The following is a 23369-nucleotide window of genomic DNA, read 5'->3' as shown; positions in this document are numbered from 1 at the left end:
GGTGCCAATGCTTTCTGCCTGAACAGATCAGAGAAACGACCATGCATAACGTCGTCATCAGTGGCACCGGCTTGTACACCCCGGCCAACAGCATTTCCAACGAAGAGCTGGTGCAGTCTTTCAATACTTACGTCGGGCAGTTCAACGCCGATAACGCCGAAGCCATTGCCCGCGGTGAAATCGAAGCGCTGACCGAATCCAGCGCGGCATTTATCGAAAAAGCCTCTGGCATCAAAAGCCGCTTCGTCATGGACAAGGACGGCATCCTCGACCCGCAACGCATGGCGCCACGCCTGCCGGAGCGCTCGAATGACGAGTGGTCGGTGCTCTGCCAGATGGCCATCGGCGCTGCCGAGCAAGCCCTGCAGCGTGCGGGCAAGACCGCCGCGGACATTGACGGCGTGATCGTCGCCTGTTCCAACCTGCAGCGCGCCTACCCGGCCATCGCCATCGAAGTCCAGGAAGCGCTGGGCATCCAGGGTTTCGGCTTCGACATGAACGTCGCCTGTTCCTCGGCGACTTTCGGCATCCAGACCGCGGCGAACAGCGTGCAACTGGGCCAGGCCCGGGCGATCCTGATGGTCAACCCGGAAGTCTGCACCGGTCACCTGAATTTCCGCGACCGCGACAGTCATTTCATCTTCGGCGACGCCGCGACCGCGGTGATCATCGAACGTGCCGACCTGGCCACCTCCCAGTACCAGTTCGACATCGTCAGCACAAAGCTGCTGACCAAGTTCTCCAACAACATCCGCAACAACTTCGGCTTCCTCAATCGCGCAGCGGAAGAAGGCATCGACGCCAAGGACAAACTGTTCGTCCAGGAAGGCCGCAAGGTGTTCAAGGACGTCTGCCCGATGGTCGCGGAACTGATCGCCAACCATCTGGAAGAAAACCAGCTCAACATCACTGACGTGAAGCGTTTCTGGCTGCACCAGGCCAACCTCAGCATGAACCACTTGATCGTCAGGAAACTGCTGGGCCGCGAAGCCACCGAAGAAGAAGCGCCGGTGATTCTCGACACCTATGCCAACACCAGCTCTGCCGGTTCGGTGATTGCCTTTCACAAGCATCAGGATGATCTGGCGGCCGGTTCGCTGGCGGTGCTCAGCTCGTTCGGCGCCGGTTATTCGATTGGTAGCGTGATTTTGCGCAAGCGCTGAATCCACCCCTCCTGTAGGAGCGAGCTTGCTCGCGAAGGTCGTCAACGATAACGCTGGCAACCTGACACCCCGCAGCGCTCTCAGGTTTTTCGCGAGCAAGCTCGCTCCTACAGGGGTTGGCAAAAACAAAACAGCCTGGCGTTGCTGCATCGGACGGATGATGGGGACCGATGCAGCAACGCCAGGCTGTAAAAAATGCGGCTCAGGCTTCCTTGCCCGAGCCATGTAGCGAGGAATCAGAACTTGGCTTCTGCATCCAGCTGCAGGGTGTTGATTTTCGAATCCCGCAGGTTGGCGTTGGTAAAGTCGGAGTCAGCCATGAAGTACGTCGCGCCGAGGGCGAAGTTCTTGTCGATCTCGTAGCTCACTTTCAACTTGCTGCCGCGCGAACCGGTGAAACCGTTGGCGAAGTCGGAGTCGGTAAAGGCACCGACCACGGCGTTACGCTGTACGTCGCGATAGTTGTAATCCACGCCGAAGCCGTAGAACTTGGTCTTGACCCCGGCCAGCCAGCCCATGTCCTGATCGTTGCTCGCACTGTCGTTGTTGACGATTTGACCGTACAGCGACAGTGGCATCGGCAGACCGCCGATGTCGAGCTGACCGAAGCCTTCGTACACTTTGAACTCTTCGCCCGGGCTGTTGCCGTTGATAGCCAGTGTCGCGGCGTCCTCGTCGTTGTCGTAAGCGTAAAGACTGCCACCGAGCGTCATTTTCAGGTTGTCGGTGATCGCGAAGCGTGCGCCCAACTGGCCAGCATACAGACGCAGGTCGTGACGGAACTGTTTGCCTTCGCCGTCGACGTTGTCCTGAAGAGTGTAGTGGCCGGCGCTACCGAATAGCTCGGCCGTGCTGCCTAGCGGGTATTTGTAAGTCACCGCCAGACCTTCCGGGCTGATGTCGCTATCCCAGATGATGTCGCCCATGCTCACCCATGGCTGTGGCATCTTGCCGCCGATCAAGTGCAAATTCTTGATGGCAGTCGGGTGGTAGTCGACGTAGCCCTGGTCCAGCCAGATATCTTTCTTGGAGAAGTTGCCTTCCAGGCTCTGGTTGGTGGAGCGAGCGTCGTTGTTGTTGCCAGTGGCGATACGAATGCCGGTGTCCACTTGCGGATTGATTTCGGTGTAGGCGCCCAGGCGGGCACGAATACGTTGGCGGTCCTGGTCGCCGGAGTTGGACACGCCGTCGTTCTTGACCGTCTCCTGACGGAAACGCACATCGCCCTTGAACTGGGTCTTGGCCGCCCACGCCAGTTTCTGGTCGAAGGTGCTCAGCTCATTGGTTTTCTTCGCGGTGGCCGCGATTTGTTCGTTGGTCTCTTGCTGAGCCTGACGGGCAATCTGCTGGTCCTTCTGATCCTTGGCCAGTTCGGCCTGCAGTTCAGCGTACTGCGCCTGGGAAATCGAACCGTTGGCCTTGAGCATGTCGAGCAGTTTGGCGTCGACTGCGGCGCTGGCCGGAACACTCATGGCCAGCATCAGGCCACCGCACAGGGCTGCCGCAGTTTTCGTGGAAGCAAGACGCATATCAATCTCCGAAGATGTAAGAGGATGACTGAGCCATCCAGAACACAACCGACCTTGAGGACGGAAACAGGGGCCGGGTAGAACCCGACGCTCTAAAAACTGGCGCCAGTATCGCGATCGATTATGACAAAGCAGTGGCAAAATGATGGCGTCTCGATGACCGTACCGATGCCCCTGGAACCACCTGGAAACCCCTTTCCAGAGCGCTGCGGTCGGATAGATCGTGTGGAGAGCTGCGCGATAAGCGATACTCGCGGGGCTTTCACGCAAAGAAGTGGAGAGGAAGTTGATGCCGTTGCAACGTCTGGAAAATCTGTCCGAAATCGCTGCGAACACCTGGGATGCCCTGGTGCCGGATAGCCAGCCATTCCTGCGCCATGCTTTTCTCTGCGCCCTGGAAGACAGCGGTAGCGTCGGCCCGCATTCCGGCTGGCAACCCGAGCATTTGCTGAACATCGAAGGCGATCGCCTGATTGCCGCGCTGCCCGGTTACCGCAAATGGCATTCCTATGGCGAGTACGTGTTCGATCACGCCTGGGCCGATGCCTGCGAGCGCGCCGGCATCGACTATTACCCCAAGCTGTTGAGCGCCGTACCGTTCAGCCCGGTCAGTGGCCCGCGCTTGCTGGCGGCCTCCCTCGAAGATGGTTTCGAGCTGTTGAAAAGCCTGCCCGGCTACCTTGAGATCGAACAGCTCTCAAGTGCTCACATCAACTTCACCGATCCCTTCACCGATGCCGCATTGGCCGAACAACCGGGCTGGTTGCAGCGCATCGGCTGTCAGTACCACTGGCAGAATCGCGGCTATCGGGACTTTCAGGATTTTCTCGACGTCCTCAGTTCGCGCAAGCGCAAGCAGATGCGCAAAGAGCGCGAGCAAGTGGCGGGGCAGGGGATTGATTTCGAATGGCTTGAAGGTCGGCAGCTGGATCAGCTGCAGTGGGATTTTGTCTATGCCTGCTACGCCAACACCTACGCAGTGCGGCGGCAACGGCCTTATCTGACCCGGGAGTTTTTCAGTCTGTTGGCCGAGCGGATGCCGGAATCGATTCGCGTGGTATTGGCCAAACAGGGCTCGCGACCAGTAGCCATGGCGTTCAGCCTGGTGGGGGGCGACAGCTTTTACGGTCGCTATTGGGGATGCCTGGCGGAGTTTGACCGCCTGCACTTCGAGACGTGTTTCTATCAGGGCATGGACTACGCGATTGCCAACGGCTTCCAGCGTTTCGATGCCGGTGCCCAGGGCGAACACAAGTTGATTCGCGGGTTCGAACCGGTGATCACCCATTCCTGGCACTACCTGCGCCATCCCGGCCTGAAAGCGGCCGTCAAAGACTTCCTGCAGCAAGAGCGCGTCGGTGTGTTGGCGTATGCCGAGGAAGCGAGGACGGCCTTGCCTTACCGGCAAGACTGATCCTCGCCCTGGGCTTCAGCTGCCTTCCTTGCCTAACCATCGATATGTCACGCCGCCGATCACCGCGCCGACCATCGGTGCCACCCAGAACATCCACAATTGCGCGATGGCCCAGCCACCGACGATCAGCGCCGGGCCAGTGCTACGGGCCGGGTTGACCGAAGTATTGGTGACTGGAATCGATATCAGGTGAATCAGCGTCAGGGCCAGGCCGATGGCGATCGGCGCCAGCCCGGCGGGGGCTCGCTTGTCGGTGGCACCGAGGATGATCAGCACGAACATCGCCGTCATCACCAGCTCACAGACAAAGCCTGCGGCCATCGAGTATTTGCCGGGAGAATGCTCGCCATAGCCGTTTGAAGCCAGACCGTTGGCGAGCTCGAAGCCTTCCTTGCCGTTGGCGATGTAGTAGATCAAGGCCGCCGCGATAATCGCGCCAATTACCTGAGCGATGATGTAGGCGGGCAGCTCTCTGGCGGGGAATCGACCGCCAACGAACAAACCGACCGAAACGGCGGGGTTGAGATGGCAGCCGGAAATATGGCCAATGGCGAATGCCATGGTCAGTACCGTCAGACCAAAGGCCAGGGCCACACCCAGCACCCCGATCCCCAGCGGAGAAGACGCGGCCAGGACCGCACTGCCGCAACCCCCCAACACCAGCCAGAACGTACCTAACAACTCAGTGACTGAACGTTTGAACAGAGACATGAGAGTGTCCTTGATAGGCTTCCTATCGAGACTGTATCGAGTGATGCATCCTGCACATTTACGACAGGCTCATCTCCAGAACCTTGGCTGATTACAGCAGGGTTTTGATGGATTTCCAGTGGCAATAAAAAACCGCCAGAGCCCGTGGTTGAAGGTCTCTGACGGTTTTTCAGGTTGTCGAAGATCAAATGTGGGAGCGGCGGTGCGACGATTCGACTTGCTCGCGAAAGCTGTGTAACAGAAACATTTATGTCGACTGACACGACGCTTTCGCGAGCAAGCCCGCTCCCACAGGATGGGGGGCGATCAGAATGTTTAATCGATGCCGACAAACCCACCCGTCTGGTGCTGCCACAACCGCGCATATAACCCGCCATGGGCCAGCAGTTCGGCATGGCTGCCGGTTTCGGCGATCGTGCCTTTTTCCAGCACCACCAGCCGGTCCATCCGGGCAATGGTCGAGAGCCGGTGGGCGATGGCGATCACGGTCTTGCCCTGCATCAGGGTTTCGAGGCTTTCCTGGATCGCCGCTTCGACCTCCGAATCCAGGGCCGAGGTGGCTTCGTCCATGATCAGGATCGGCGCGTCCTTGAGCAGCACCCGGGCAATCGCAATACGCTGACGCTGGCCGCCGGAGAGCTTCACCCCGCGCTCACCGACGTGGGCATCGAAGCCGGTACGCCCTTCGGAGTCCGACAGCAACGGGATGAACTCGTCGGCCCGGGCCTTGCGTACCGCTTCCCACAGCTCGGCGTCGGTGGCGTCGGGCTTGCCGTACAGCAGATTGTCGCGGATCGAGCGGTGCAGCAGCGACGTATCCTGGGTGATCATGCCGATACGCTCGCGCAGGCTTTCCTGGCCGACCTCGGCGATGTTCTGGCCGTCGATGAGAATCCGCCCGCCCTGCACGTCATACAGGCGCAGCAGCAAATTGACCAGGGTCGATTTACCGGCGCCGGACGGGCCGATCAGGCCGATTTTCTCGCCAGGTTTAATGATCAGGTCGAGGTCGGCGATGATCCCGCTCTTCTTGCCGTAGTGGAAATCCACCTGCTCGAAACGCACTTCGCCACGGGGCACCACCAAGGGCTTGGCCTGCTCGCGGTCGGTGACGCTGACCGGTTGGGAAATAGACTGCAGACCGTCCTGGACCATGCCGATGTTTTCGAAGATGCCGGTGACCACCCACATGATCCAGCCGGACATGTTGACGATACGGATCACCAGGCCGGTGGCCAGCGCAATGGCCCCCACGGTGATCAGCGACTGCGTCCACAGCCACAACGCCAGGCCGGTGGTGCAGACGATCAGCAAGCCGTTCATGCTGGTGATGACCACGTCCATGCTGGTCACAACCCGGCCGGCCAGTTGGGCTTTTTCAGTTTGTTCCTTGATCGCTTCGCGCGCGTATTGCTGCTCGAAGTTGGTGTGGGCGAACAGCTTCAGGGTGGTGATGTTGGTATAGCCGTCGACTATCCGCCCCATGAGTTTGGAGCGCGCATCGGAGGACACCACCGAGCGCTCCTTGACCCGCGGCACGAAGTAATAAAGGGCACTGATGAAGGCGACGATCCAGGTCAGCAGCGGGATCATCAGGCGCCAGTCGGCCTCGGCGAACAGCACCAGCGAGCTGATCGCGTAGATCAGCACATGCCACAGCGCGTCCACCGCTTGCACGGCCGAGTCGCGCAACGAGTTGCCGGTCTGCATGATGCGTTGGGCGATGCGTCCGGCGAAGTCGTTCTGGAAAAAATTCAGGCTCTGCTTGAGCACATAACTGTGGTTCTGCCAGCGGATCAGGCTGGTCATGCTCGGGCTCAGGGTCTGGTGCACCAGCAGGTCATGCAGGCCAACAAAAATCGGCCGAAAAACCAGGGCGACCACCGCCATCCAGGCCAGCTCGATCCCGTGTTCCTTGAAGAAATCGACGTTAGGCGTGCCTTGGGTCAGGTCGATGATCCGACTCAGGTAACTGAACAACGCCACTTCGATCAGCGCGCCGATCAGACCGACGAGCAGCAGCACGGCGAAACTCGGCCAGACCTGCTTCAAGTAATAGGTATAAAAGGGGAGAACCCGATCCGGTGGAGCGGCCGTCGGTGCATCGCGGAAAATGTCGATCAATTTCTCGAAACGGCGATAAAGCATCAGTTCTCCGCCCGCGCACGGGCTCTCCTTTGAACAGTGTGAGCGGCGCACTCCGGCAGCCGCTCAAGACTTGCCGTGTAGCTTAGTCGATGACTTTGGCCGACTTGATGAACACCGGGTCGGCCGGCACATCTTTCATGCCGCCACGGGTGGTGGTTGGCGTGTTGACGATGATGTCCACCACGTCCATGCCTTTGACGACTTTACCGAACACCGCATAGCCGTCGCCCTGGTCCAGGAAGTCGTTGTCCTTGACGTTGACGAAGAACTGGCTGGTGGCCGAGTCCGGCACGGAAGTACGGGCCATGGACAGGGTGCCACGGACGTTGTGCAGGCCGTTCTTGGACTCGTTCTTGATCGGTGCCTTGGTGTCTTTCTGCTGCATTTGTTGAGTGAAACCACCACCCTGGACCATGAAGCCCGGAATCACCCGGTGGAAAATCGTGTTGTTGTAGAAGCCGCTGTTGACGTAATCAAGGAAGTTCTTGGTACTGATCGGCGCCTTGACCGGGTCCAGTTCGATCTCGATCTGGCCATTGGTGGTTTCAAGCAGCACGTGCGGCGCCTTGGCGGCGGGCGTTGCGGCCATCAGATTGGCGGCAAACAGCACGGAGCCGGCGACGAGGGCGATTTTTTTCAGCATGGGTCAGTGATCCTGATTGGGTTTGTGTCGACTGCGGTGAGAAACTCGAGCAGGGTTTGGTTGAAGCGTTCGGGTTGATCCAGCGGGGTGGCGTGGCGCGAGTCGGCGACCACCACCAGCCGCGCATCGGGCAGCAGTTTTACGTACTTCTCTTTCAGCGATACCGGTGTGTAGTCACGGTCGGCGCTGATGATGAGAGTTGGACAGGCAACCCTGGAAAGTCGTTCCTGAACCCCCCAGCCTATGATCGCATCGAAGCTGGCGAGATAAGCACGCTTGTCGTTTTTTGCCCAGCGCTCGGCTATTTTTTGTCGCAATTGAGCCTGCTCGGGTTCAGGAAACAGCTTGGCGCCCAGGGCTTTGCCGATGGCGCCCATGCTGAACACGTGCATCAGGCTCCAGCGTTTGAACCACTGCCAATAATCATCGCGACTGCGCAGTTTGACCTCCGGCCCGCTGTTGACGATGCACAGGCTTTTGAGCAGCTGCGGCTGGTCCACTGCCAATTGAAAACCGATCATGCCCCCCATGGACAGCCCGACAAAATGCACCGGGCCAAGGTGCAAATGCTCGATCAGCGCGACCAGGTCGGCACTGAACCCGGCGATGCTGTAGCGTTCGCGGGGTTTATCGGAACGACCGTGGCCGCGTACATCCGGGACGATCACCCGGTAGCGCGCCGACAACGCCGGGATCTGCTGTTCCCAGTCCAGGGTGCTCGAACCCAGGCCGTGGACCAGCAGCAACGGCGCGCCGTGGCCATATTCCTCATAGTGCAGGTTACAACCTTCATGTTCGAAATAGGCCATGTTCTCACTCCGTGTCAGGCTTGTTCAGGGGCGGCGAAAGGCGCATCCAGCGGCGCGGTATCAAAGGTGCGCAGCAATTCGATGAGGATCTGTGTCGCCGGGCCCAGGGGTTTGTCCTTGTTCGAATACAGGTAGAAGCTCGGATTACGGCTGCCGCCCTGATCCAACGGTAGCAGCTTGAGCGTACCTTCCTTGAGTTCCCGTTCGATCATGTGCCGCGGCAACCAGGCAAAACCCAGGCCGCTGCCGACAAAGGTCGCCGCGGTGGCCAGGCTGCCGACGGTCCAGCGCTGCTCGGCACCGAGCCAGCCGACATCCCGTGGCTGCTGGCGACCGGAGTCGCGAATGACCACTTGCATCTGGCTTTCCAGGTCCTGGAAATTCAGTTCGCGATTGAGGCGGTGCAGGGGATGGTCGGGGTGCGCGACCGCGACGAATTCGACGTCGCTCAATTCCGCGCCCAGGTAACCGGGGATGCTGAAACCGGTAATGGCCAGATCGGCCACGCCCTCGAGCAATACCTCCTCTACGCCCGACAACACTTCTTCGCGCAGACGCACCCGGCAGCCACGGCTTTGCGGCATGAACGCGGTCAAGGCGCGCACGAGACGGGCGCTCGGGTACGCGGCGTCGACCACCAGGCGCACTTCCGCTTCCCAGCCTTGTTCCATGTGGTGGGCCAGGTCTTCGAGCTGACTGGCCTGTTTCACCAGTTGGCGGGAGCGACGCAGCAGCACCCCGCCGGCTTCGGTCAGCACCGCTTTGCGGCCGTCGATGCGCAGCAGCGGGACGCCGAGTTGATCCTGCATGCGTGCCACGGTGTAGCTGACCGACGATTGCGAGCGGTGCAGCGCTTCGGCGGCCTGGGCGAAACCACCGTGGTCGACCACGGCCTGTAGCGTTCGCCATTGATCAAGGGTCACGCGGGGCGCTTTCATGAACAGCTCCTCTTGTCTAAGCTGGCAGTCCTTATTGGAGACTGCTGAATGAAAAAGCTTTGTGGTGTGCTGTCGGGTTGTGTCGTGCTGGCGCTGCTGCCGCTGACGGCGTTTGCCTATCCGATCGATGTGCAGAAACAGCTGAACGGCATGAGCATCGACTACAACGCCTACGACACCGACAGCGACATCGCTTCCATTCAGGTCAACAACTTCGGCACGACCGATGCGATCTGCAAGGTGGTGTTCAACAATGGCCCGGAAGCACCGCGCACCCGCAGGATCGACGTGCCTGCCGGCAAGCACACCAATGCCACCGCGAAGTTCACCCGGACCATCATCAAGATGCGGATCAACCTGAGTTGCACCCCCAAATAGCATCGATGTCCCCTGTGGGAGCGGCGGTGAGACGATTCGACTTGCTCGCGAAGGCGGCGTATCAGTCGACAAATTTGTTGAATGGCACACCGCCTTCGCGAGCAAGCCCGCCCCACAGGTATGCTCAGTTTATAAACGAATTTATTGATGGGTTATAGCAGTTATTTGCGCTTTTTCATCGATATGGTTCTGTTTAACCTTCACTCCATCGACCTACAGCATTCTCAGATGGAGGCTACAGCCCATGTCCCGCGTTCTGATCATCGAAAGCAGTGCCCGTCAGCAAGACTCGGTTTCCCGTCAACTGACCCAGACCTTCATCAGCCAGTGGAAAGCCGCTCACCCTGACGACCAGATCACCGTGCGTGACCTGGCCATCAACCCGGTGCCGCATCTAGACATCAACCTGTTGGGCGGCTGGATGAAACCCGCCGAGCAGCGCAACGACATCGAACAGGTTGCGCTGGAACGCTCCAACCAACTGACTGACGAACTGCTGGCCGCCGACGTGCTGGTCATGGCCGCGCCCATGTACAACTTCGCGATCCCGAGCACCCTCAAGGCCTGGCTCGACCACGTGCTGCGCGCCGGCGTGACCTTCAAGTACACCGAGACCGGCCCGCAAGGCTTGCTCAGCGGCAAGCGTGCCTACGTGCTGACCGCTCGCGGCGGGATCTATGCCGGCGGCCCGGCGGATCACCAGGAACCCTACCTGCGCCAGGTCATGGGCTTCATCGGCATTCACGACGTGACCTTCATTCACGCCGAAGGCATGAACCTGGGCGGTGACTTCCAGGAGAAAGGCCTGAACCAGGCCAACGCCAGGCTTTCCCTGGTCGCCTGAGCCGTTAATCGCCAGATAATCGCTGGAGGGTCTAGTGACCTGACGCAACACTTGAACACGCATCAAACCTCCCTTTGCACTTGTTGCTCCTGAGTGCGGTAGCCCGATTGAACGCTTTAGCGAGATCGGGCTTTTTTTTGCCCGGGATTTGCTGGGCTCACACACAACCCCCTGTAGGAGCTGGCTTGCCAGCGAAGGCGGCCTGGAGAGCGCTGCAAGACTTGAGGGCCCCTTCGCTGGCAAGCCAGCTCCTACAGGGGGTTTTGTATTGGTTGCCGAGTCGCAGTGACGGGCAAAACCCGCTATCGTCGCCGCCATCCGAAAATGAGGCGAGCATGGGCTATCTACTTTTTGTCACGCTGATCCAGGCGTTTTCCTTCAGCCTGATCGGTGAATACCTGGCCGGACATGTCGACAGCTACTTCGCGGTGCTGGTGCGAGTCGTGCTCGCCGGCCTGGTCTTTATCCCGCTGACGCGCTGGCGCTCGGTGGAACCGGCGTTCATGCGCGGCATGCTGTTGATCGGCGCCTTGCAGTTCGGCGTGACGTACGTCTGCCTGTACCTGAGCTTCCGGGTGCTGACGGTGCCGGAAGTGTTGCTGTTCACCATCCTCACGCCGTTGCACGTGACCCTGATCGAAGATGCCCTGAACCGGCGTTTCAATCCCTGGGCCCTGGTGGCGGCCCTGGTGGCCGTGCTCGGCGCGGCGGTGATCCGCTTCGACCGGATCAACCCGGACTTCTTCATGGGTTTTCTGCTGCTGCAATTGGCCAACTTCACCTACGCGGCCGGGCAGGTGCTCTACAAACATCTGGTGGCCCGTCACCCAAGCGACCTGCCGCACTACCGGCGCTTCGGTTACTTCTACCTCGGCGCACTGGCGGTGGCATTGCCGGCGTTTCTGTTGTTCGGCAAACAGAACTTCCTGCCTGAGGCACCCCTGCAATGGGGCGTGCTGCTATTCCTCGGCCTGGTCTCGACGGCATTGGGCCTGTACTGGTGGAACAAGGGGGCGTGCCTGGTGAACGGCGGGACGCTGGCGGTGATGAACAATTTGCATGTGCCGGTGGGGCTGCTGATCAATTTGCTGATCTGGAATCAGGATGAGGAGCTGGGGCGGTTGTTCCTGGGCGGGTCGGTGATACTGATGGCGGTTTGGATCAGCCGGTTGGGTGTACGCAAACCTGTAACCGTACACTGAACCCTGTAGGAGCGAGGCTTGCCCGCGAAGGCGGTGTGTCAGTCAGGCGATGGGTGTCTGACACACCGCCTTCGCGGGCAAGCCTCGCTCCTACGGGGTATGTAGTCTTACATAACGTGCTTTTCAGGCTGGGGAATATGGCTCGCGCCAAGCACCGCCGGCAACAACCCGGCCCTTAGATCCCCGCCACTGGGCTGCTGATAAAGACTCAAGCCAAACTCCGGCAGCACCGCCAGCAGGTAATCGAAAATATCCCCCTGGATCCGCTCGTAATCGGCCCACACCGTGGTGCGGGTGAAACAATAGATTTCCAGCGGAATGCCTTGGGCGGTGGTCTGCATCTGGCGAACCATGCAGGTCATGTTCGGCTGGATTTCCGGGTGGCTCTTCAGATAGGCCAGCGCATAGGCGCGGAAGGTCCCGATATTGGTCATCCGCCGCCGGTTGGCCGACATCGCCGCGACGTTGCCCTGGGCTTCGTTCCAGGCCTTGAGTTCGGCCTGTTTGCGGCTGATGTAGTCGGTCAGCAGATGCACCTGGGCCAGCTTCTGTTCTTCGTCGTCGCGAATGAAACGCACGCCGCTGGCATCGATGAACAGGCTGCGCTTGATCCGTCGACCACCGGACTGCTGCATGCCGCGCCAGTTCTTGAACGACTCGGACATCAGGCGCCAGGTCGGGATCGACACAATCGTCTTGTCGAAATTCTGCACCTTCACCGTGTGCAGCGTGATGTCCACCACATCGCCATCGGCGCCGACTTGCGGCATCTCGATCCAGTCGCCGACCCGCAGCATGTCGTTGCTGGTCAGCTGCACGCTGGCGACGAACGACAGCAGGGTGTCCTTGTAGACCAGCAGAATCACCGCCGACATGGCGCCCAGGCCTGACAGCAGCAACAGCGGAGAACGGTCGATCAGGGTGGCGACGATGATGATCGCGCCGAACACGAACAACACCATTTTCGCCAGTTGCACATAACCTTTGATCGAACGGGTACGGGCGTGTTCGGTGCGGGCATAGATGTCCAGCAGGGCGTTGAGCAGGGCGCTGACGGCCAGCACCAGGAACAGAATGGTGAACGCCAGCGCCACGTTGCCGAGGAACACCAGGCTGGTCTTGCCCAGTTCCGGCACCAGGTGCAGACCGAACTGGATCACCAGCGACGGCGTCATCTGTGCCAGGCGATGAAACACCTTGTTGTGGCGAAAATCGTTGATCCAGTGCAGCGCCGGTTGGCGGCCAAGTATTTTGGTCGCGTGTAGAATCAGGTAACGCGCCACTCGTCCGAGGGCCAGCGCCACCACCAGCAGCAACAGCAAACCGAGGCTGGAATGCAGGAGCGGGTGCTGATCGAGAGCACCCCAAAGGTCTTGGACATTGAGCCAGAGCTGTTTGATATCCATGGGCAAACGTATCTTCTGTAGGACGCGACGGGGCGATTAGAGCATTTAAGACGCTACGTATTACGTTCTGGGACAAATCAGGCAACAAAAAAGCCACTGTTTGCAGCCGTTTGTATAAAGAAACTCGGCCTGGGCGCTCGAAACCGTTACCCTATGCAGCTGTTTTTTTGTATTTCTTCGAGGTAGCACCCGTGTTTTCCCAATTCGCCCTGCACGAACGCCTGCTCAAAGCCGTGGCCGAGCTTAAATTTGTCGAGCCAACGCCTGTGCAAGCAGCGGCTATTCCGCTGGCGCTCCAAGGGCGTGACCTGCGGGTGACAGCGCAAACCGGTAGCGGCAAAACCGCTGCATTCGTTTTGCCGATCCTCAACCGCTTGATCGGCCCGGCGAAAGTCCGCGTCAGTATCAAGACCCTGATCCTGCTGCCGACCCGCGAGCTGGCCCAGCAGACCATCAAGGAAGTCGAGCGCTTCGCCCAGTACACCTTCATCAAATCCGGTCTGATCACCGGCGGTGAAGACTTCAAGGTCCAGGCCGCGATGCTGCGCAAAGTGCCGGACATCCTGATCGGTACGCCGGGGCGGATGATCGAGCAACTCAACGCCGGCAACCTCGACTTGAAAGAAGTTGAAGTCCTGGTGCTCGACGAAGCCGACCGCATGCTCGACATGGGCTTTGCCGAAGACGTGCAGCGTCTGGTGCAAGAGTGCACCAACCGCCAGCAGACCATGCTGTTCTCCGCCACTACCGGCGGTTCGGGCCTGCGCGAGATGGTCGCCAAGGTGCTGAACGACCCTGAGCACCTGCAGCTGAACAACGTCAGCGACCTGAATGCGACCACCCGTCAGCAGATCATCACCGCTGACCACAACCAGCACAAAGAACAGATCGTGAACTGGCTGCTGGCCAACGAGACCTATCAGAAGGCCATCGTGTTCACCAACACCCGGGCCATGGCCGACCGTATCTACGGCCGCCTGGTGGCGCAGGACTACAAAGCATTCGTGCTGCACGGCGACAAAGACCAGAAAGATCGCAAACTGGCGATTGACCGCCTGAAGCAGGGCGGCGTGAAAATCCTCGTCGCCACCGACGTCGCCGCTCGCGGCCTGGACGTTGACGGCCTGGACCTGGTGATCAACTTCGACATGCCGCGCAGCGGCGACGAGTACGTGCACCGCATCGGTCGCACCGGCCGCGCCGGCAACGATGGCCTGGCCATCTCGCTGATCTGCCACGGCGACTGGAACCTGATGTCGAGCGTCGAGCGCTACCTCAAGCAGAGCTTCGAGCGCCGCACCATCAAGGAAGTCAAAGGTACCTACGGCGGACCGAAAAAGGTCAAGGCCTCGGGCAAAGCCGTTGGCGTGAAGAAGAAAAAGGTCGACGCCAAGGGCGACAAGAAGAAAACCGGCGCCAAGGCCCCGACCAAGCGCAAGATCGCCAACCGCCCGAAGACCGACGCCCTGTCGCTGGTCAGCAAGGACGGCATGGCGCCGCTCAAGCGCCGCAAGCCGGAAGCGCCGGCTGCTGAATAAGGCGTTGGTAGCGATGTAGTAAAAAACCCGGACAGCGTCCGGGTTTTTTTATGCCTGGAAATCTGGTTGATCTTTTGATCTTTTGATCTGGCCTTCAACCCTCAGCTTTCTTTTCAGCCGTTCCCAGCTCCTTCAATCGCTGATCGATCAACTGGCACTTATCCGGCAAATCCTTGCTCGCAGTGCCAAGGTCCATTTTCTGCAGCTCGTCATTGATTTCCTTGGCCTTGGCCGGATTCTGCTCGGTGAGCTTGGCGACCTCCCTGGCCAGTTGTTCGCGCTTGGCCGTGGCTTCTTCTGGCGTGCAAGCAAATGCGGGGAGGGCGCAGGCGAGGGTGGCGGCGATAGTGAATTTCAGCAAGGTTTTCATAGGGCGAGCCTCAGTTCCGGTTAAGGCGGGTTATCCGGTTGAGGGTTCAAGCGTGGAAAAAGTTCAGCACCGGGAATGGGCGAATGCAGATTATCCTTTCAAGCTGCACCTGTGCGAGCTTGCTCGCGATAGCCGCGACTCGGTCCCCACGGTCTATTCCCCATGACAGCAGCTGGATGAAGCCTCACCTCCATACTGATCATGAAGCTGCACCCATTCCATGATTTGCTCTTCATTGCGGCCCTTGGGCGTCAGGTCCAGGTAGTTGTAGGCGCCGACCAACAGGTCGAGGCCGCGGGCGTAGGTGGAGTAGGTATGGAAGATTTCGCCGTCGTCGTTGCGATAAAACACGCTCAGGCCGGGGAGTTCGTCTTCGCTGCCGTCGGATTTTTCGTAGTTGTAGGTCGCCTTGCCGGCGGCGACGTCTTCGGCCCGAGCGGAAACACCGAAGTCGTAATTGAAATCGCAGCCTGCTGACGATACCCAGGCGAATTTCCAGCCCATGCGCCGTTTGAACGCCTGGAACTCGGCGAAGGGTGCGTGGGAAACCGCCACCACTGCCACGTCATGGTGGGCCAGGTGCTGGTTGGCTCCGTCGATATGGTCGGACAGGAAGGAGCAACCGGAACAGCCTTCGTCCCAGCCTTTGGCAAACATGAAGTGGTAAATGATCAACTGGCTGCGGCCGCCGAACAGATCGGCCAGTTTCAATTCGCCGTCAGGACCCTGGAAACGGTAGTCCTTGTCGATTTTCACCCAGGGCAGGGCGCGACGTTCGGCGCTGAGTTTGTCCCGTTCCCGGGTGAAGGCTTTTTCGTTGGCCAGGTGTTGTTTACGGGCGGCGAGCCATTCTTCTCGGGAGACGACGGGATGATTCTGAATGTTCATGGGTTTCTCCTGCGGGATGCGGGGAGGTATCTGACACAGCTAGTCGTTTGACCTGTGCCCAATTCGACATACCGCCGGTCGGTGCTGTTCAAAAGCTATTCAATACCTCGGCTGAACGGCTGCGCACGCTGTCGGTCACAACCTATGTAAGCCATCTCACTCACGGGCGCTGGAGGTTGATCAGGATGACGACTTATAACTGGGATTTGATTGAACGCTTGCTGCACGAAGTACAGAACGGTGCCAGCAGCTTTACGCCACGGCCTTATGCCGAACAACTTGCGGCCGAGAAAGCGACTGAAGGCGAGCAGACGGAAAACCTGGATCACCTGAAAGCGGTGGCTGGCGAGTACGAAAAATTGCTGCTGGAGCGCGGCTATATCGAGCCTCGGCCTGAAGAACAGGGAGGCACTGGCTCGAACTACATTTTGACGCCACGGGGCTCGAGTTTATTGAGCCTGATCGACAGCAGCATTCCGGGCAATGACCATCCGCGCCAGGTGCTGGATGAGCAGGACGATGCGCTGGACGAAGTGACGTTTGATCAAGTGGCGTCGAAGGCGCAGATCGCCTGAGCCCCACGCCAGCTCCTACATGATCACCTGCATACCGCTGGATTGTGATCAACGCCTGACCCCTGTAGGAGCTGGCTTGCCAGCGAAGGCGTCGTCATGGGCACTGCAAGGCTCAAGGCCGCCTTCGCTGGCAAGCCAGCTCGTACAGGGGGGGCTAACCTTGTCTGGCCGCTTTCAAACATTTCAAATCATTGAAATTCTTGCGCACCCCGTCGATCTTCTTCAGCAATCGCTGCCGTTGCTCCGGCGTACTTTCAGCCAGCAAGTCCACGAACAGCGACTGCGCCTGGGCTTCGGTGTTGGCGTAGGCCTGGCGATAGGCGGGTGTCCACAACGCCTCTCGATTGACCAGAAGCGTCTCGATGCGCTGTGGGAATTTCGGGCTCTGGCGCTGCGCGACCGCCGCACTGAATTGCTTTTGCCAATGGACGCGGTTAGCGATCCATTGCGTGTTCTGATCGCCCAGGGCATTTGACCAGGCGACTACTCGTTGCTGTTGGGTCGGGCTGAGCGGGCCGAGCCAATCATTCAGGCGTTTTTCCATGCGTTGGCCACGCTCCTTGATTTGCTGATCACGCGACGGTTTGAGGTATTGCTCCTGGCGTTTGCGCTGGTCTTTGGCGAAGGCGTCGTTCATTTCCGCGACTTGCTGGTCATTCAGCCCCTGCAACAACTCGATGGCTGATGGGGTGATTTCCCGGGCTGTCTGGGCGATGGCCTGTTTGGCTTCCTGAGTGCGGGCTTGCAGCGCAGCGTCGGTGACCTGGTTGCGCTGGACCATGTCCTGCAAGCGGTCCAGCCAGTCGAGGTAGCCCGGCAGCTGCGTGGTGCAGTGCCAGCTCAGGTGCTCTCGCAGGCGTTCGTTGAACCAGTCTTTCTGCTCGCCGTTCATATTCAGGTAATCGCCGAGCGACCACGGGATGATCACGTCGAGATTGCGATAGGCCAGGTCCATGCGGCTGCACGCGCCGAGGGCGAGACTGAGGGTGATAACGACGGCGAGGCACTTCAACCAGCGCGACATGGGCAAGTCCTTGCGAATGCGTGGGTTCTCATGTGGACGCTGGATGAGCCCGCCAGTTCAGCCAATCAATAGAAGGCATGTTGCGCTTTCAGGGTGACCAGGCCATCGCACTGGCTGTTGTGCCCGGAATAAGCGGAACAGTCGCTGCCGCTGAGGCTGGAATCGCTATAGATCAGGTCCAGGTCGATGCCCATGAAGGGACGGGAGAGCGTCACTGACCAATCGGTGAAACTGCCGACATATCCACCCTCGACGGACACCGGAACGTTGAGCCGATGGGTGGTGTATTTCATGCTGACCCCGATGCCGAACGGCTGATTTCCGCTCAGGTCGGCGAATACCGTGCTGTTGCGTTTGTCCGGATCGTTGCTTAACGCCGCGCCAAACCGACTGCCCAGCAGGGTCAGGCCACCGAAAAGCTCCTGGCTGTCGAGCGTCTCCACTGTCGGGTAGCTGTAATGGATCATGCCGACTTCGTAGCCGAGGCTGTGGTCGAAGGGCTGTTTAAAACCCATGTAGGAATCGACTTCGAGGTTGTTACCCGGGCTCAAGCCCGCGCTCGGTGACCATTGGCCCACGTAGAATCCGCTATCGTGGCTCAGGTCGAGACCACCGTGGAACGAGCCGGTGCTGGAAGGTTGGACCAGGCCCTGGGCCATGCTGCGACTGGGGGTGGTGCCCAGCTTGAGGTCGAAGGCGCCCAGCTCACGCTGGAAGATTTGCGCATTGGCTAACGGACACGCCAGCAGGCTGGCGAGCAGGAACAGAGAGGGTTTGAGCATGCGTCACTCCATGAACAGCGAGGTGCAGGAAAAAAACCTGCTGAAACGCTTGATCTAGACGTGTGCAAGGATACCGGCGAATGCTCGGCATTGATGGCCGTTCGTCGATTTTTGAAAGATGGGTGTTGGGCGGGATGTTGCGGAAGGGTTCCAGTCCAAGCGCTTCAACGCTCAAAGCGCTTAGGGACCAGTTATCTCGGAGAGATTCTGTAGCGTTACTTTTTGCCCAAGGTGATCTGCTTGGACGGGCCGAACGTCTGGCCGCTGACGCCTTTGGCAATTTGCTGGATCTCGCCGCCGGACTTGAGGAACGCAGCGATCTGGTTGTTGATCGATTCGCTGGTTTCAACGGCTGGAGCTGGCTTTGCTTTGCTGTTGGATGCTTTTACACGCATGGCGGCCATTAACCTGTAGAAATTAACTTGGCCAGGCATAGTACAGGAAATACTTGACAATTGCTTGGTAAATATCCTCCCGAAATACCCGTCGCAGGTCAGTGATGAATCGCAAGTTATTATTCGGGAAATGCCCCTAAGCTGCTGTTTTAACTAAAAACTGCAGCTTGAAAGTGACGGTTTTTGCCTGGCTGACAGCCGCGGGCAGCGTCAGCGCGGCCAGACGAGTGGCCAGGCGTGCGGGATAAAAATCAGGAAAATTAAGGGCTTCAGAGGATTTTCCTGCGCCATCGGGCTGGCCGCCGAACGCGACCCGCAAAACCGGGTAGAATGCCGCCCACGCAATGAGGGTATTTGGACATGGCTTTAGTCGGGCGTTACAACAGTTTGCAAGTGGTTAAACACACTAACTTCGGTTTATATCTGGACGGTGGCGCGGACGGCGAAATCCTCCTGCCCAATCGTTATATTCCCAAGGATATTCCCAGCGAAGATGAAGACTGGCTCAACGTTTTTGTTTATCTGGACAGCGATGACAAACTCATCGCAACTACCGAAAAACCGAAAGTGCAGGTCGGTGAATTCGCCAGTTTGAAAGTCGTTGAAGTCAACAGCATCGGGGTTTTCCTGGATTGGGGCTTGCCGAAGGATCTGTTGCTGCCGTACTCCGAAGAAAAACGTCAGATGACCGCTGGCGAGTATGTCGTGGTGCACGTCTACCTCGACAAGCACACCCGCCGCATCACGGCGACGGCGCGTCTGGACCGCTACCTGGACAAGACCCCGGCCAGCTACACCCCTGGCCAGGAAGTTGATTTGCTGGTCGCCGAAGCCACCGACATGGGGTTCAAGGCGATCATCAACAACAAGCACTGGGGCCTGATCCACAAGAACGAAATCTTCAAGTTCATGCGCGCCGGTAAGGAAGAAAAGGGCTTTATCAAAGAAGTCCGGGCCGATGGCAAGATCAGCCTGAGCCTGCAACCGGTCGGCGAAGAAGCGGCCACCAGCCTCAATTCGAAGATTCTCGCCAGGTTGCGTGACAACAACGGCACACTGCCGGTGAGCGACAAGAGCGATCCGACGGTGATCACCAGCATGTTTGGTGTCAGCAAGGGCAACTTCAAAAAGGCGATTGGTGCGTTGTACAAGAACGGCCAGATCGTGATTCATGCCGACCGCATCGAACTGAGCTGACCCGGCCGCCCCCCCTGTAGGAGCGAGCTTGCTCGCGATGGTCGTCAACGATGACGCGGGTTTTCTGGTTAAACGCGGCGACTTGAAGTCCATCGCGAGCAAGCTCGCTCCTACAGGGGGGGCGCGTACGCTGAACGGCGCGGCAGCTCCAGGTAATCGTCGGCCCCCCGCAATCACTTCCAGAAAATGACGTAACCAGGAAGCCGAATGTCTCTGACAGACGGCATTTTCTGGCCATTCAGTTAATAATCGGCGGCATGATTTTTCGCCCCGACGCTTTCTCAGCAAAAAAACCGGGGCTTTGCTTCTACTGTCGAGTCACTGCCATGGATTGTGTTGTCGAGGTGTTCCGGTGAGCGCCACCCGGCGTAGCGCCGACGGGTTTGCCCTGCAAGTGATGATGGGGCTGTGCCTGATCTGGGGCGTTCAGCAAGTGATGATCAAATGGGCGGCGCCCGACATTGCCCCGGTCATGCAAGCGGTAGGGCGGTCGGGCATCTCGGCATTGCTCGTAGGCCTGCTGCTGTGCTGGAAGGGGGGGTGGGATCAGGTCGGCAGAACCTGGCGCGGCGGTTTGCTGGCCGGTTCACTGTTCGGTCTGGAGTTTTTGTTCATTTCCGAAGGCCTGCAACTGACCACGGCCGCACACATGTCGGTGTTTCTTTACACCGCGCCGATCTTTACCGCGCTGGGTGTCAACTGGCTGTTGCCGAGTGAACGTTTAAGACCTCTCCAGTGGCTGGGCATTTTCCTGGCATTCGTCGGGATTGCCATCGCATTTGCCGGCGGGGTGTCCTGGGACAATCTCGATCGGCGCATGCTGCTGGGCGATGCATTGGGGGTGCTGGCCGGCGCGTCATGGGGCGCGACGACCGTGGTGGTGCGCGCCTCGCGCCTGTCGGAAGCGCCGGTGACCCTGACCCTGTTTTATCAGCTGATCGTCGGTTTCGTCGGCCTGCTGCTGATTGCGATCCTCAGCGGCCAGGTCGGCCACGTCAGCCTGACCACGGTGGCGGTCGCCAGCGTGCTGTTTCAAGGATTGGTGGTGTCGTTCTTCAGTTACCTGACGTGGTTCTGGCTGCTGCGCCGTTATCTGGCAGCGAACCTGGCGGTATTTTCCTTCATGACGCCATTGTTTGGCGTCACGTTCGGCGTGGTGCTGCTGGGGGATGAATTGAGTCTCAACTTCGTCGTCGGCGCGGTGCTGGTGCTATTGGGCATCACCTTTGTCAGTGCTGAGCAATGGGTGCGCCGTCGTCTGCGCAAAGCCCTGGGGCAGCACTGACGGTGGCAGGTAGCCCAGCACCCGGGCCCATGGGAATGCGTGGATCAAGTGGCGACAGACGGTCCATCCGGCGGCCCGACTCGCGTTCAGCTGATGGCTTGAACTAATGGTCAGGTATTTGGATCAATTCAGTAACAGATCGTTGCCACTTTTGGCGAGCATTGCGCAGGACTTCGGACTATTATCATTGCGAAGGGGCTGCAGAATTTTCAGCCGCTCGGCACTACCCTGAAGGGGGCACCATGAAAGAGAAAATCCAAAACTGGCTGCATGACCTGGGTGTCGCACTCGGTTTGATCGAACCGCCTCTGCAACCTGTACCTATTCGTACTGACGACGAACAGCGCCGACGCCAGCAGCGTCGCCGGTAACGCGTCCGGGTCTGAAAAGATCGCAGCCTACGGCAGCTCCTACAGAGCAGCTCCTAAAGGGGAGTAGCGCAAAGGTTGCGATTGCGAGTGTTCCTGTTGGAGCTGCAACAGGCTCGGGCCGCGTACGGACGATCTTGGCGGACTACAGGCTCCATTCAATAGGACGGTATTCAATGCCGCCCGATCTCCAGCAAAAACCGGCTCAAGTCACTCACCGTCCTGGCAGTCTTGAGCAGTTGGTCTTCTTCGGCGGTAAACGCCGTCAGATCCAGCTCATCTTCCAGATGGATGATCAGCTCTTCGATATCCTCCTTATCCAGTCCCAACTGCGCCAGGCTGCTGTTGTCGTCGAAGTCATCCTGACCCTCCAGCAGGCGACTGATGAAGCGATGCACGGCGGCGCGAACGGCGGCTTTTTTCATGGTTGTGACTCGTCCTGAATAAGGTTTACACCTTCTGGCTTCTTATCAGGAAGGTGCAATGGATACGGGCGAAAAACGCAGTCAGCGAGATTACACGCTGACTTTTAAATTGTCGGTTGTCGACCAAGTAGAAAAAGGCGAGTTGAGTTATAAAGAGGCTCAACGGCGCTACGGGATTCAGGGCCGGTCGACGGTGCTGGTTTGGTTGCGCAAGTATGGTCGGCAGGACTGGAGTCAAGGCGCTTCCATTCGCGCTCAGAGGGTCCGACCGATGGACGAGCCTACTTTGCCATTAACTCCCGAGCAGAGAATCAAAGAGCTTGAGGAGCAGTTGGCGTTGGCGAATCAGAAAGCCAAATTCTTCGAAGACGTGGTCGATGTCCTGAAGAACGATTACGGCGTATCTATCGTAAAAAAGCGGCCAGGCAAGTCGTTGCGCAAACCCAAACCCTGAGTGTCTGCAGGGCTTGCCAGTTTATGGGGATTAGTCGACAGGCCTATTACAAGCGTGATCGGGTCTATCGGGCGCGGGTCGAGCAGGATCAGAAGCTTATCAAGTTTGTGCAGGAAATCCGCGTGCGGCAACCCTGTCTGGGCACCCGGAAACTGCACTCACTGATGCACGCAAAGCATGACAAGCCGGAACTGCATGTTGGCCGAGATCGCTTGTTTGAAGTGTTGCGCGATCACCGGTATTTGGTACGCAGAAAACGGGCCTATCACAAGACAACTGACAGCCATCACCGCTTCCGCTGCCATCCCAACCTCCTGAAGCCTGGCCCCCAGCAAATCGTTGCCACCGGCCCGGAGCAGGTCTGGGTGGCGGATATCACTTATCTGTCCACCAAACGTGATGACCCGGCTTACTTGAGCTTGGTGACGGATGTCTTCTCGAGGAAAATTGTCGGTTATCACGTGCATGGCAGTCTGCATGCCGACTCGGTGGCTCAAGCCTTGCGCATGGCGTTGAAGACGCGACGAAGCAGTCAGCGATTGGTTCACCACTCGGATCGTGGAGTGCAGTACTGCTCGACGCTTTACCAAAAACTGCACGCAAGACACGGCATAACGTGCTCAATGACTGATGGCTATGACTGTTACCAAAACGCCTTGGCAGAGCGGGTCAACGGCATCCTTAAAACTGAGTTGTTGCTTCATCGGCCTAACGATCTGACAGAGGCTGAAAAGATGGTGAGAGAGGCGATCCTAATCTACAACCAGGAACGCCCGCACCTGTCCTTGAAATACAAAACGCCCGATGCGGTGCATCGGGCGTTGGGGTGAAACAGGTGTAAACCTATTTCAGGACTAGACATTGTCTTCGAGGGCGTTATTGT

General features: G+C 58.7%; 26 protein-coding genes and 1 pseudogene. 13 read left to right on the top strand and 14 right to left on the bottom strand.

What is annotated here, in order from left to right; translation table 11 throughout:
• The first annotated feature begins 41 nt into the window (after window positions 1-41).
• Window positions 42-1163: a beta-ketoacyl-ACP synthase III gene (locus ELQ88_RS26380; RefSeq protein ID WP_138968708.1), complete on the top strand. Its 1122-nt coding sequence runs from the start codon at window positions 42-44 to the stop codon at window positions 1161-1163.
• A gap of 25 nt (window positions 1164-1188) precedes the next feature.
• A pseudogene (locus ELQ88_RS34830) lies at window positions 1189-1275 on the top strand (outer membrane lipoprotein carrier protein LolA); the annotation flags it as partial.
• Window positions 1276-1399: 124 nt separating this feature from the next.
• On the opposite strand, the gene ELQ88_RS26370 reads toward ELQ88_RS34830, so the two are convergent.
• Window positions 1400-2692 carry a putative porin gene (locus tag ELQ88_RS26370; protein WP_138968706.1) on the bottom strand — a complete coding sequence of 431 codons (1293 nt, stop codon included), beginning with the start codon at window positions 2690-2692 and terminating at the stop codon, window positions 1400-1402.
• 289 nt (window positions 2693-2981) lie between these two features.
• Between ELQ88_RS26370 and ELQ88_RS26365 the strand changes: the two genes are divergently transcribed.
• On the top strand, window positions 2982-4106 hold the full coding sequence (locus ELQ88_RS26365) for a GNAT family N-acetyltransferase (RefSeq protein WP_138968704.1): 1125 nt from the start codon (window positions 2982-2984) through the stop codon (window positions 4104-4106).
• 15 nt (window positions 4107-4121) lie between these two features.
• Here ELQ88_RS26365 and aqpZ read toward each other — a convergent pair whose 3' ends face one another.
• The 5 genes from aqpZ to ELQ88_RS26340 form a co-directional block, all read right to left on the bottom strand.
• Window positions 4122-4817: an aquaporin Z gene (gene aqpZ / locus ELQ88_RS26360; protein ID WP_138968702.1), complete on the bottom strand. Its 696-nt coding sequence runs from the start codon at window positions 4815-4817 to the stop codon at window positions 4122-4124.
• A gap of 315 nt (window positions 4818-5132) precedes the next feature.
• On the bottom strand, window positions 5133-6965 hold the full coding sequence (locus tag ELQ88_RS26355; RefSeq protein ID WP_138968700.1) for an ABC transporter ATP-binding protein: 1833 nt from the start codon (window positions 6963-6965) through the stop codon (window positions 5133-5135).
• A gap of 82 nt (window positions 6966-7047) precedes the next feature.
• Window positions 7048-7608, bottom strand: coding sequence for a peptidylprolyl isomerase (locus ELQ88_RS26350; protein WP_128872056.1), 561 nt, complete (start codon window positions 7606-7608; stop codon window positions 7048-7050).
• Complete coding sequence (locus ELQ88_RS26345) at window positions 7602-8417, bottom strand: alpha/beta hydrolase (RefSeq protein ID WP_128872057.1); 816 nt, start codon at window positions 8415-8417, stop codon at window positions 7602-7604. Before ELQ88_RS26345 ends, ELQ88_RS26350 begins: the two co-directional genes overlap by 7 nt.
• A 14-nt stretch (window positions 8418-8431) precedes the next feature.
• Window positions 8432-9355 carry a LysR family transcriptional regulator gene (locus ELQ88_RS26340; RefSeq protein ID WP_064679189.1) on the bottom strand — a complete coding sequence of 308 codons (924 nt, stop codon included), beginning with the start codon at window positions 9353-9355 and terminating at the stop codon, window positions 8432-8434.
• 48 nt (window positions 9356-9403) lie between these two features.
• Between ELQ88_RS26340 and ELQ88_RS26335 the strand changes: the two genes are divergently transcribed.
• The 3 genes from ELQ88_RS26335 to ELQ88_RS26325 all read left to right on the top strand — a co-directional run bounded on the left by ELQ88_RS26335 (window position 9404) and on the right by ELQ88_RS26325 (window position 11779).
• Entirely contained in the window at window positions 9404-9733 is a 330-nt protein-coding gene (locus ELQ88_RS26335) for a 3-phosphoglycerate kinase (protein WP_128872058.1), read from the top strand.
• Window positions 9734-9977: 244 nt separating this feature from the next.
• Window positions 9978-10577: an FMN-dependent NADH-azoreductase gene (locus ELQ88_RS26330; RefSeq protein WP_138968698.1), complete on the top strand. Its 600-nt coding sequence runs from the start codon at window positions 9978-9980 to the stop codon at window positions 10575-10577.
• 335 nt (window positions 10578-10912) lie between these two features.
• Entirely contained in the window at window positions 10913-11779 is an 867-nt protein-coding gene (locus ELQ88_RS26325) for a carboxylate/amino acid/amine transporter (RefSeq protein WP_138968696.1), read from the top strand.
• A gap of 107 nt (window positions 11780-11886) precedes the next feature.
• On the opposite strand, the gene ELQ88_RS26320 is transcribed toward ELQ88_RS26325, so the two are convergent.
• The gene (locus ELQ88_RS26320) at window positions 11887-13185 is read right to left on the bottom strand and encodes a mechanosensitive ion channel family protein (RefSeq protein ID WP_128871779.1); all 1299 of its coding nucleotides are present in this window, start codon (window positions 13183-13185) and stop codon (window positions 11887-11889) included.
• A gap of 191 nt (window positions 13186-13376) precedes the next feature.
• Between ELQ88_RS26320 and ELQ88_RS26315 the strand changes: the two genes are divergently transcribed.
• Complete coding sequence (locus ELQ88_RS26315; protein WP_128871778.1) at window positions 13377-14723, top strand: DEAD/DEAH box helicase; 1347 nt, start codon at window positions 13377-13379, stop codon at window positions 14721-14723.
• Between the two features lie 94 nt (window positions 14724-14817).
• Here ELQ88_RS26315 and ELQ88_RS26310 read toward each other — a convergent pair whose 3' ends face one another.
• Window positions 14818-15093 carry a hypothetical protein gene (locus ELQ88_RS26310; RefSeq protein WP_128871777.1) on the bottom strand — a complete coding sequence of 92 codons (276 nt, stop codon included), beginning with the start codon at window positions 15091-15093 and terminating at the stop codon, window positions 14818-14820.
• 153 nt (window positions 15094-15246) lie between these two features.
• Window positions 15247-15981 (bottom strand): thioredoxin family protein, encoded by a 735-nt coding sequence (locus tag ELQ88_RS26305; RefSeq protein WP_138968694.1) that lies wholly within the window; start codon window positions 15979-15981, stop codon window positions 15247-15249.
• A 185-nt stretch (window positions 15982-16166) separates the two neighbouring features.
• On the opposite strand from ELQ88_RS26305, the gene ELQ88_RS26300 reads away from it, so the two are divergent.
• Window positions 16167-16556: a transcriptional regulator gene (locus ELQ88_RS26300; protein ID WP_128871775.1), complete on the top strand. Its 390-nt coding sequence runs from the start codon at window positions 16167-16169 to the stop codon at window positions 16554-16556.
• A 154-nt stretch (window positions 16557-16710) separates the two neighbouring features.
• Here the strand turns inward: ELQ88_RS26300 and ELQ88_RS26295 are convergent, their stop codons facing one another.
• The 4 genes from ELQ88_RS26295 to ELQ88_RS26280 all read right to left on the bottom strand — a co-directional run bounded on the left by ELQ88_RS26295 (window position 16711) and on the right by ELQ88_RS26280 (window position 19076).
• Window positions 16711-17580: a DUF6279 family lipoprotein gene (locus ELQ88_RS26295; protein WP_138968692.1), complete on the bottom strand. Its 870-nt coding sequence runs from the start codon at window positions 17578-17580 to the stop codon at window positions 16711-16713.
• Between the two features lie 65 nt (window positions 17581-17645).
• Complete coding sequence (locus ELQ88_RS26290; protein WP_138968690.1) at window positions 17646-18362, bottom strand: TorF family putative porin; 717 nt, start codon at window positions 18360-18362, stop codon at window positions 17646-17648.
• 215 nt (window positions 18363-18577) lie between these two features.
• Window positions 18578-18766 carry a hypothetical protein gene (locus ELQ88_RS26285; RefSeq protein WP_017337097.1) on the bottom strand — a complete coding sequence of 63 codons (189 nt, stop codon included), beginning with the start codon at window positions 18764-18766 and terminating at the stop codon, window positions 18578-18580.
• A 127-nt stretch (window positions 18767-18893) separates the two neighbouring features.
• Window positions 18894-19076: a hypothetical protein gene (locus tag ELQ88_RS26280; protein ID WP_138968688.1), complete on the bottom strand. Its 183-nt coding sequence runs from the start codon at window positions 19074-19076 to the stop codon at window positions 18894-18896.
• Between the two features lie 41 nt (window positions 19077-19117).
• On the opposite strand from ELQ88_RS26280, the gene ELQ88_RS26275 reads away from it, so the two are divergent.
• The 3 genes from ELQ88_RS26275 (at window position 19118) to ELQ88_RS35000 (ending at window position 21610) form a co-directional block, all read left to right on the top strand.
• A complete protein-coding gene (locus ELQ88_RS26275; protein ID WP_128871772.1) occupies window positions 19118-19954 on the top strand; it encodes a S1-like domain-containing RNA-binding protein in 837 nt (278 codons plus the stop codon).
• A gap of 352 nt (window positions 19955-20306) precedes the next feature.
• A complete protein-coding gene (locus ELQ88_RS26270) occupies window positions 20307-21239 on the top strand; it encodes a DMT family transporter (RefSeq protein ID WP_138968686.1) in 933 nt (310 codons plus the stop codon).
• Window positions 21240-21481: 242 nt separating this feature from the next.
• Entirely contained in the window at window positions 21482-21610 is a 129-nt protein-coding gene (locus ELQ88_RS35000; RefSeq protein WP_007914492.1) for a PA1414 family protein, read from the top strand.
• Between the two features lie 170 nt (window positions 21611-21780).
• On the opposite strand, the gene ELQ88_RS26265 is transcribed toward ELQ88_RS35000, so the two are convergent.
• On the bottom strand, window positions 21781-22032 hold the full coding sequence (locus ELQ88_RS26265; protein WP_138968684.1) for an acyl carrier protein: 252 nt from the start codon (window positions 22030-22032) through the stop codon (window positions 21781-21783).
• Between the two features lie 58 nt (window positions 22033-22090).
• Between ELQ88_RS26265 and ELQ88_RS34825 the strand changes: the two genes are divergently transcribed.
• Both ELQ88_RS34825 and ELQ88_RS26260 read left to right on the top strand, forming a co-directional pair.
• Entirely contained in the window at window positions 22091-22486 is a 396-nt protein-coding gene (locus tag ELQ88_RS34825) for a helix-turn-helix domain-containing protein (RefSeq protein WP_228761568.1), read from the top strand.
• Entirely contained in the window at window positions 22390-23316 is a 927-nt protein-coding gene (locus tag ELQ88_RS26260) for an IS3 family transposase (protein ID WP_346342818.1), read from the top strand. The genes ELQ88_RS34825 and ELQ88_RS26260 overlap by 97 nt, the downstream gene beginning before the upstream one ends.
• Window positions 23317-23369 lie beyond the last annotated feature (53 nt).

This window comes from Pseudomonas sp. MPC6 (assembly GCF_006094435.1).
In the GTDB taxonomy this organism is placed as follows: Bacteria; Pseudomonadota; Gammaproteobacteria; order Pseudomonadales; family Pseudomonadaceae; genus Aquipseudomonas.
Note: the sequence above shows the minus strand (reverse complement) of the source record. Positions and strands in the feature narration are given on the sequence as shown.

Excerpts from the sequence above, each read along its gene's own strand:
- ELQ88_RS26320 (WP_128871779.1), bottom strand. The coding sequence starts at position 13,185 with ATGGATATCAAACAGCTCTGGCTCAATGTCCAAGACCTTTGGGGTGCT.
- aqpZ (WP_138968702.1), bottom strand. The coding sequence starts at position 4,817 with ATGTCTCTGTTCAAACGTTCAGTCACTGAGTTGTTAGGTACGTTCTGG.
- ELQ88_RS26265 (WP_138968684.1), bottom strand. The coding sequence starts at position 22,032 with ATGAAAAAAGCCGCCGTTCGCGCCGCCGTGCATCGCTTCATCAGTCGC.
- ELQ88_RS26285 (WP_017337097.1), bottom strand. The coding sequence starts at position 18,766 with ATGGCCGCCATGCGTGTAAAAGCATCCAACAGCAAAGCAAAGCCAGCT.
- ELQ88_RS26365 (WP_138968704.1), top strand. The coding sequence starts at position 2,982 with ATGCCGTTGCAACGTCTGGAAAATCTGTCCGAAATCGCTGCGAACACC.
- ELQ88_RS26295 (WP_138968692.1), bottom strand. The coding sequence starts at position 17,580 with ATGTCGCGCTGGTTGAAGTGCCTCGCCGTCGTTATCACCCTCAGTCTC.
- ELQ88_RS26355 (WP_138968700.1), bottom strand. The coding sequence starts at position 6,965 with ATGCTTTATCGCCGTTTCGAGAAATTGATCGACATTTTCCGCGATGCA.
- ELQ88_RS26380 (WP_138968708.1), top strand. The coding sequence starts at position 42 with ATGCATAACGTCGTCATCAGTGGCACCGGCTTGTACACCCCGGCCAAC.
- ELQ88_RS26330 (WP_138968698.1), top strand. The coding sequence starts at position 9,978 with ATGTCCCGCGTTCTGATCATCGAAAGCAGTGCCCGTCAGCAAGACTCG.
- ELQ88_RS26345 (WP_128872057.1), bottom strand. The coding sequence starts at position 8,417 with ATGGCCTATTTCGAACATGAAGGTTGTAACCTGCACTATGAGGAATAT.
- ELQ88_RS35000 (WP_007914492.1), top strand. The coding sequence starts at position 21,482 with ATGAAAGAGAAAATCCAAAACTGGCTGCATGACCTGGGTGTCGCACTC.
- ELQ88_RS34825 (WP_228761568.1), top strand. The coding sequence starts at position 22,091 with ATGGATACGGGCGAAAAACGCAGTCAGCGAGATTACACGCTGACTTTT.
- ELQ88_RS26300 (WP_128871775.1), top strand. The coding sequence starts at position 16,167 with ATGACGACTTATAACTGGGATTTGATTGAACGCTTGCTGCACGAAGTA.
- ELQ88_RS26310 (WP_128871777.1), bottom strand. The coding sequence starts at position 15,093 with ATGAAAACCTTGCTGAAATTCACTATCGCCGCCACCCTCGCCTGCGCC.
- ELQ88_RS26290 (WP_138968690.1), bottom strand. The coding sequence starts at position 18,362 with ATGCTCAAACCCTCTCTGTTCCTGCTCGCCAGCCTGCTGGCGTGTCCG.
- ELQ88_RS26340 (WP_064679189.1), bottom strand. The coding sequence starts at position 9,355 with ATGAAAGCGCCCCGCGTGACCCTTGATCAATGGCGAACGCTACAGGCC.
- ELQ88_RS26370 (WP_138968706.1), bottom strand. The coding sequence starts at position 2,692 with ATGCGTCTTGCTTCCACGAAAACTGCGGCAGCCCTGTGCGGTGGCCTG.
- ELQ88_RS26275 (WP_128871772.1), top strand. The coding sequence starts at position 19,118 with ATGGCTTTAGTCGGGCGTTACAACAGTTTGCAAGTGGTTAAACACACT.
- ELQ88_RS26325 (WP_138968696.1), top strand. The coding sequence starts at position 10,913 with ATGGGCTATCTACTTTTTGTCACGCTGATCCAGGCGTTTTCCTTCAGC.
- ELQ88_RS26350 (WP_128872056.1), bottom strand. The coding sequence starts at position 7,608 with ATGCTGAAAAAAATCGCCCTCGTCGCCGGCTCCGTGCTGTTTGCCGCC.
- ELQ88_RS26335 (WP_128872058.1), top strand. The coding sequence starts at position 9,404 with ATGAAAAAGCTTTGTGGTGTGCTGTCGGGTTGTGTCGTGCTGGCGCTG.
- ELQ88_RS26305 (WP_138968694.1), bottom strand. The coding sequence starts at position 15,981 with ATGAACATTCAGAATCATCCCGTCGTCTCCCGAGAAGAATGGCTCGCC.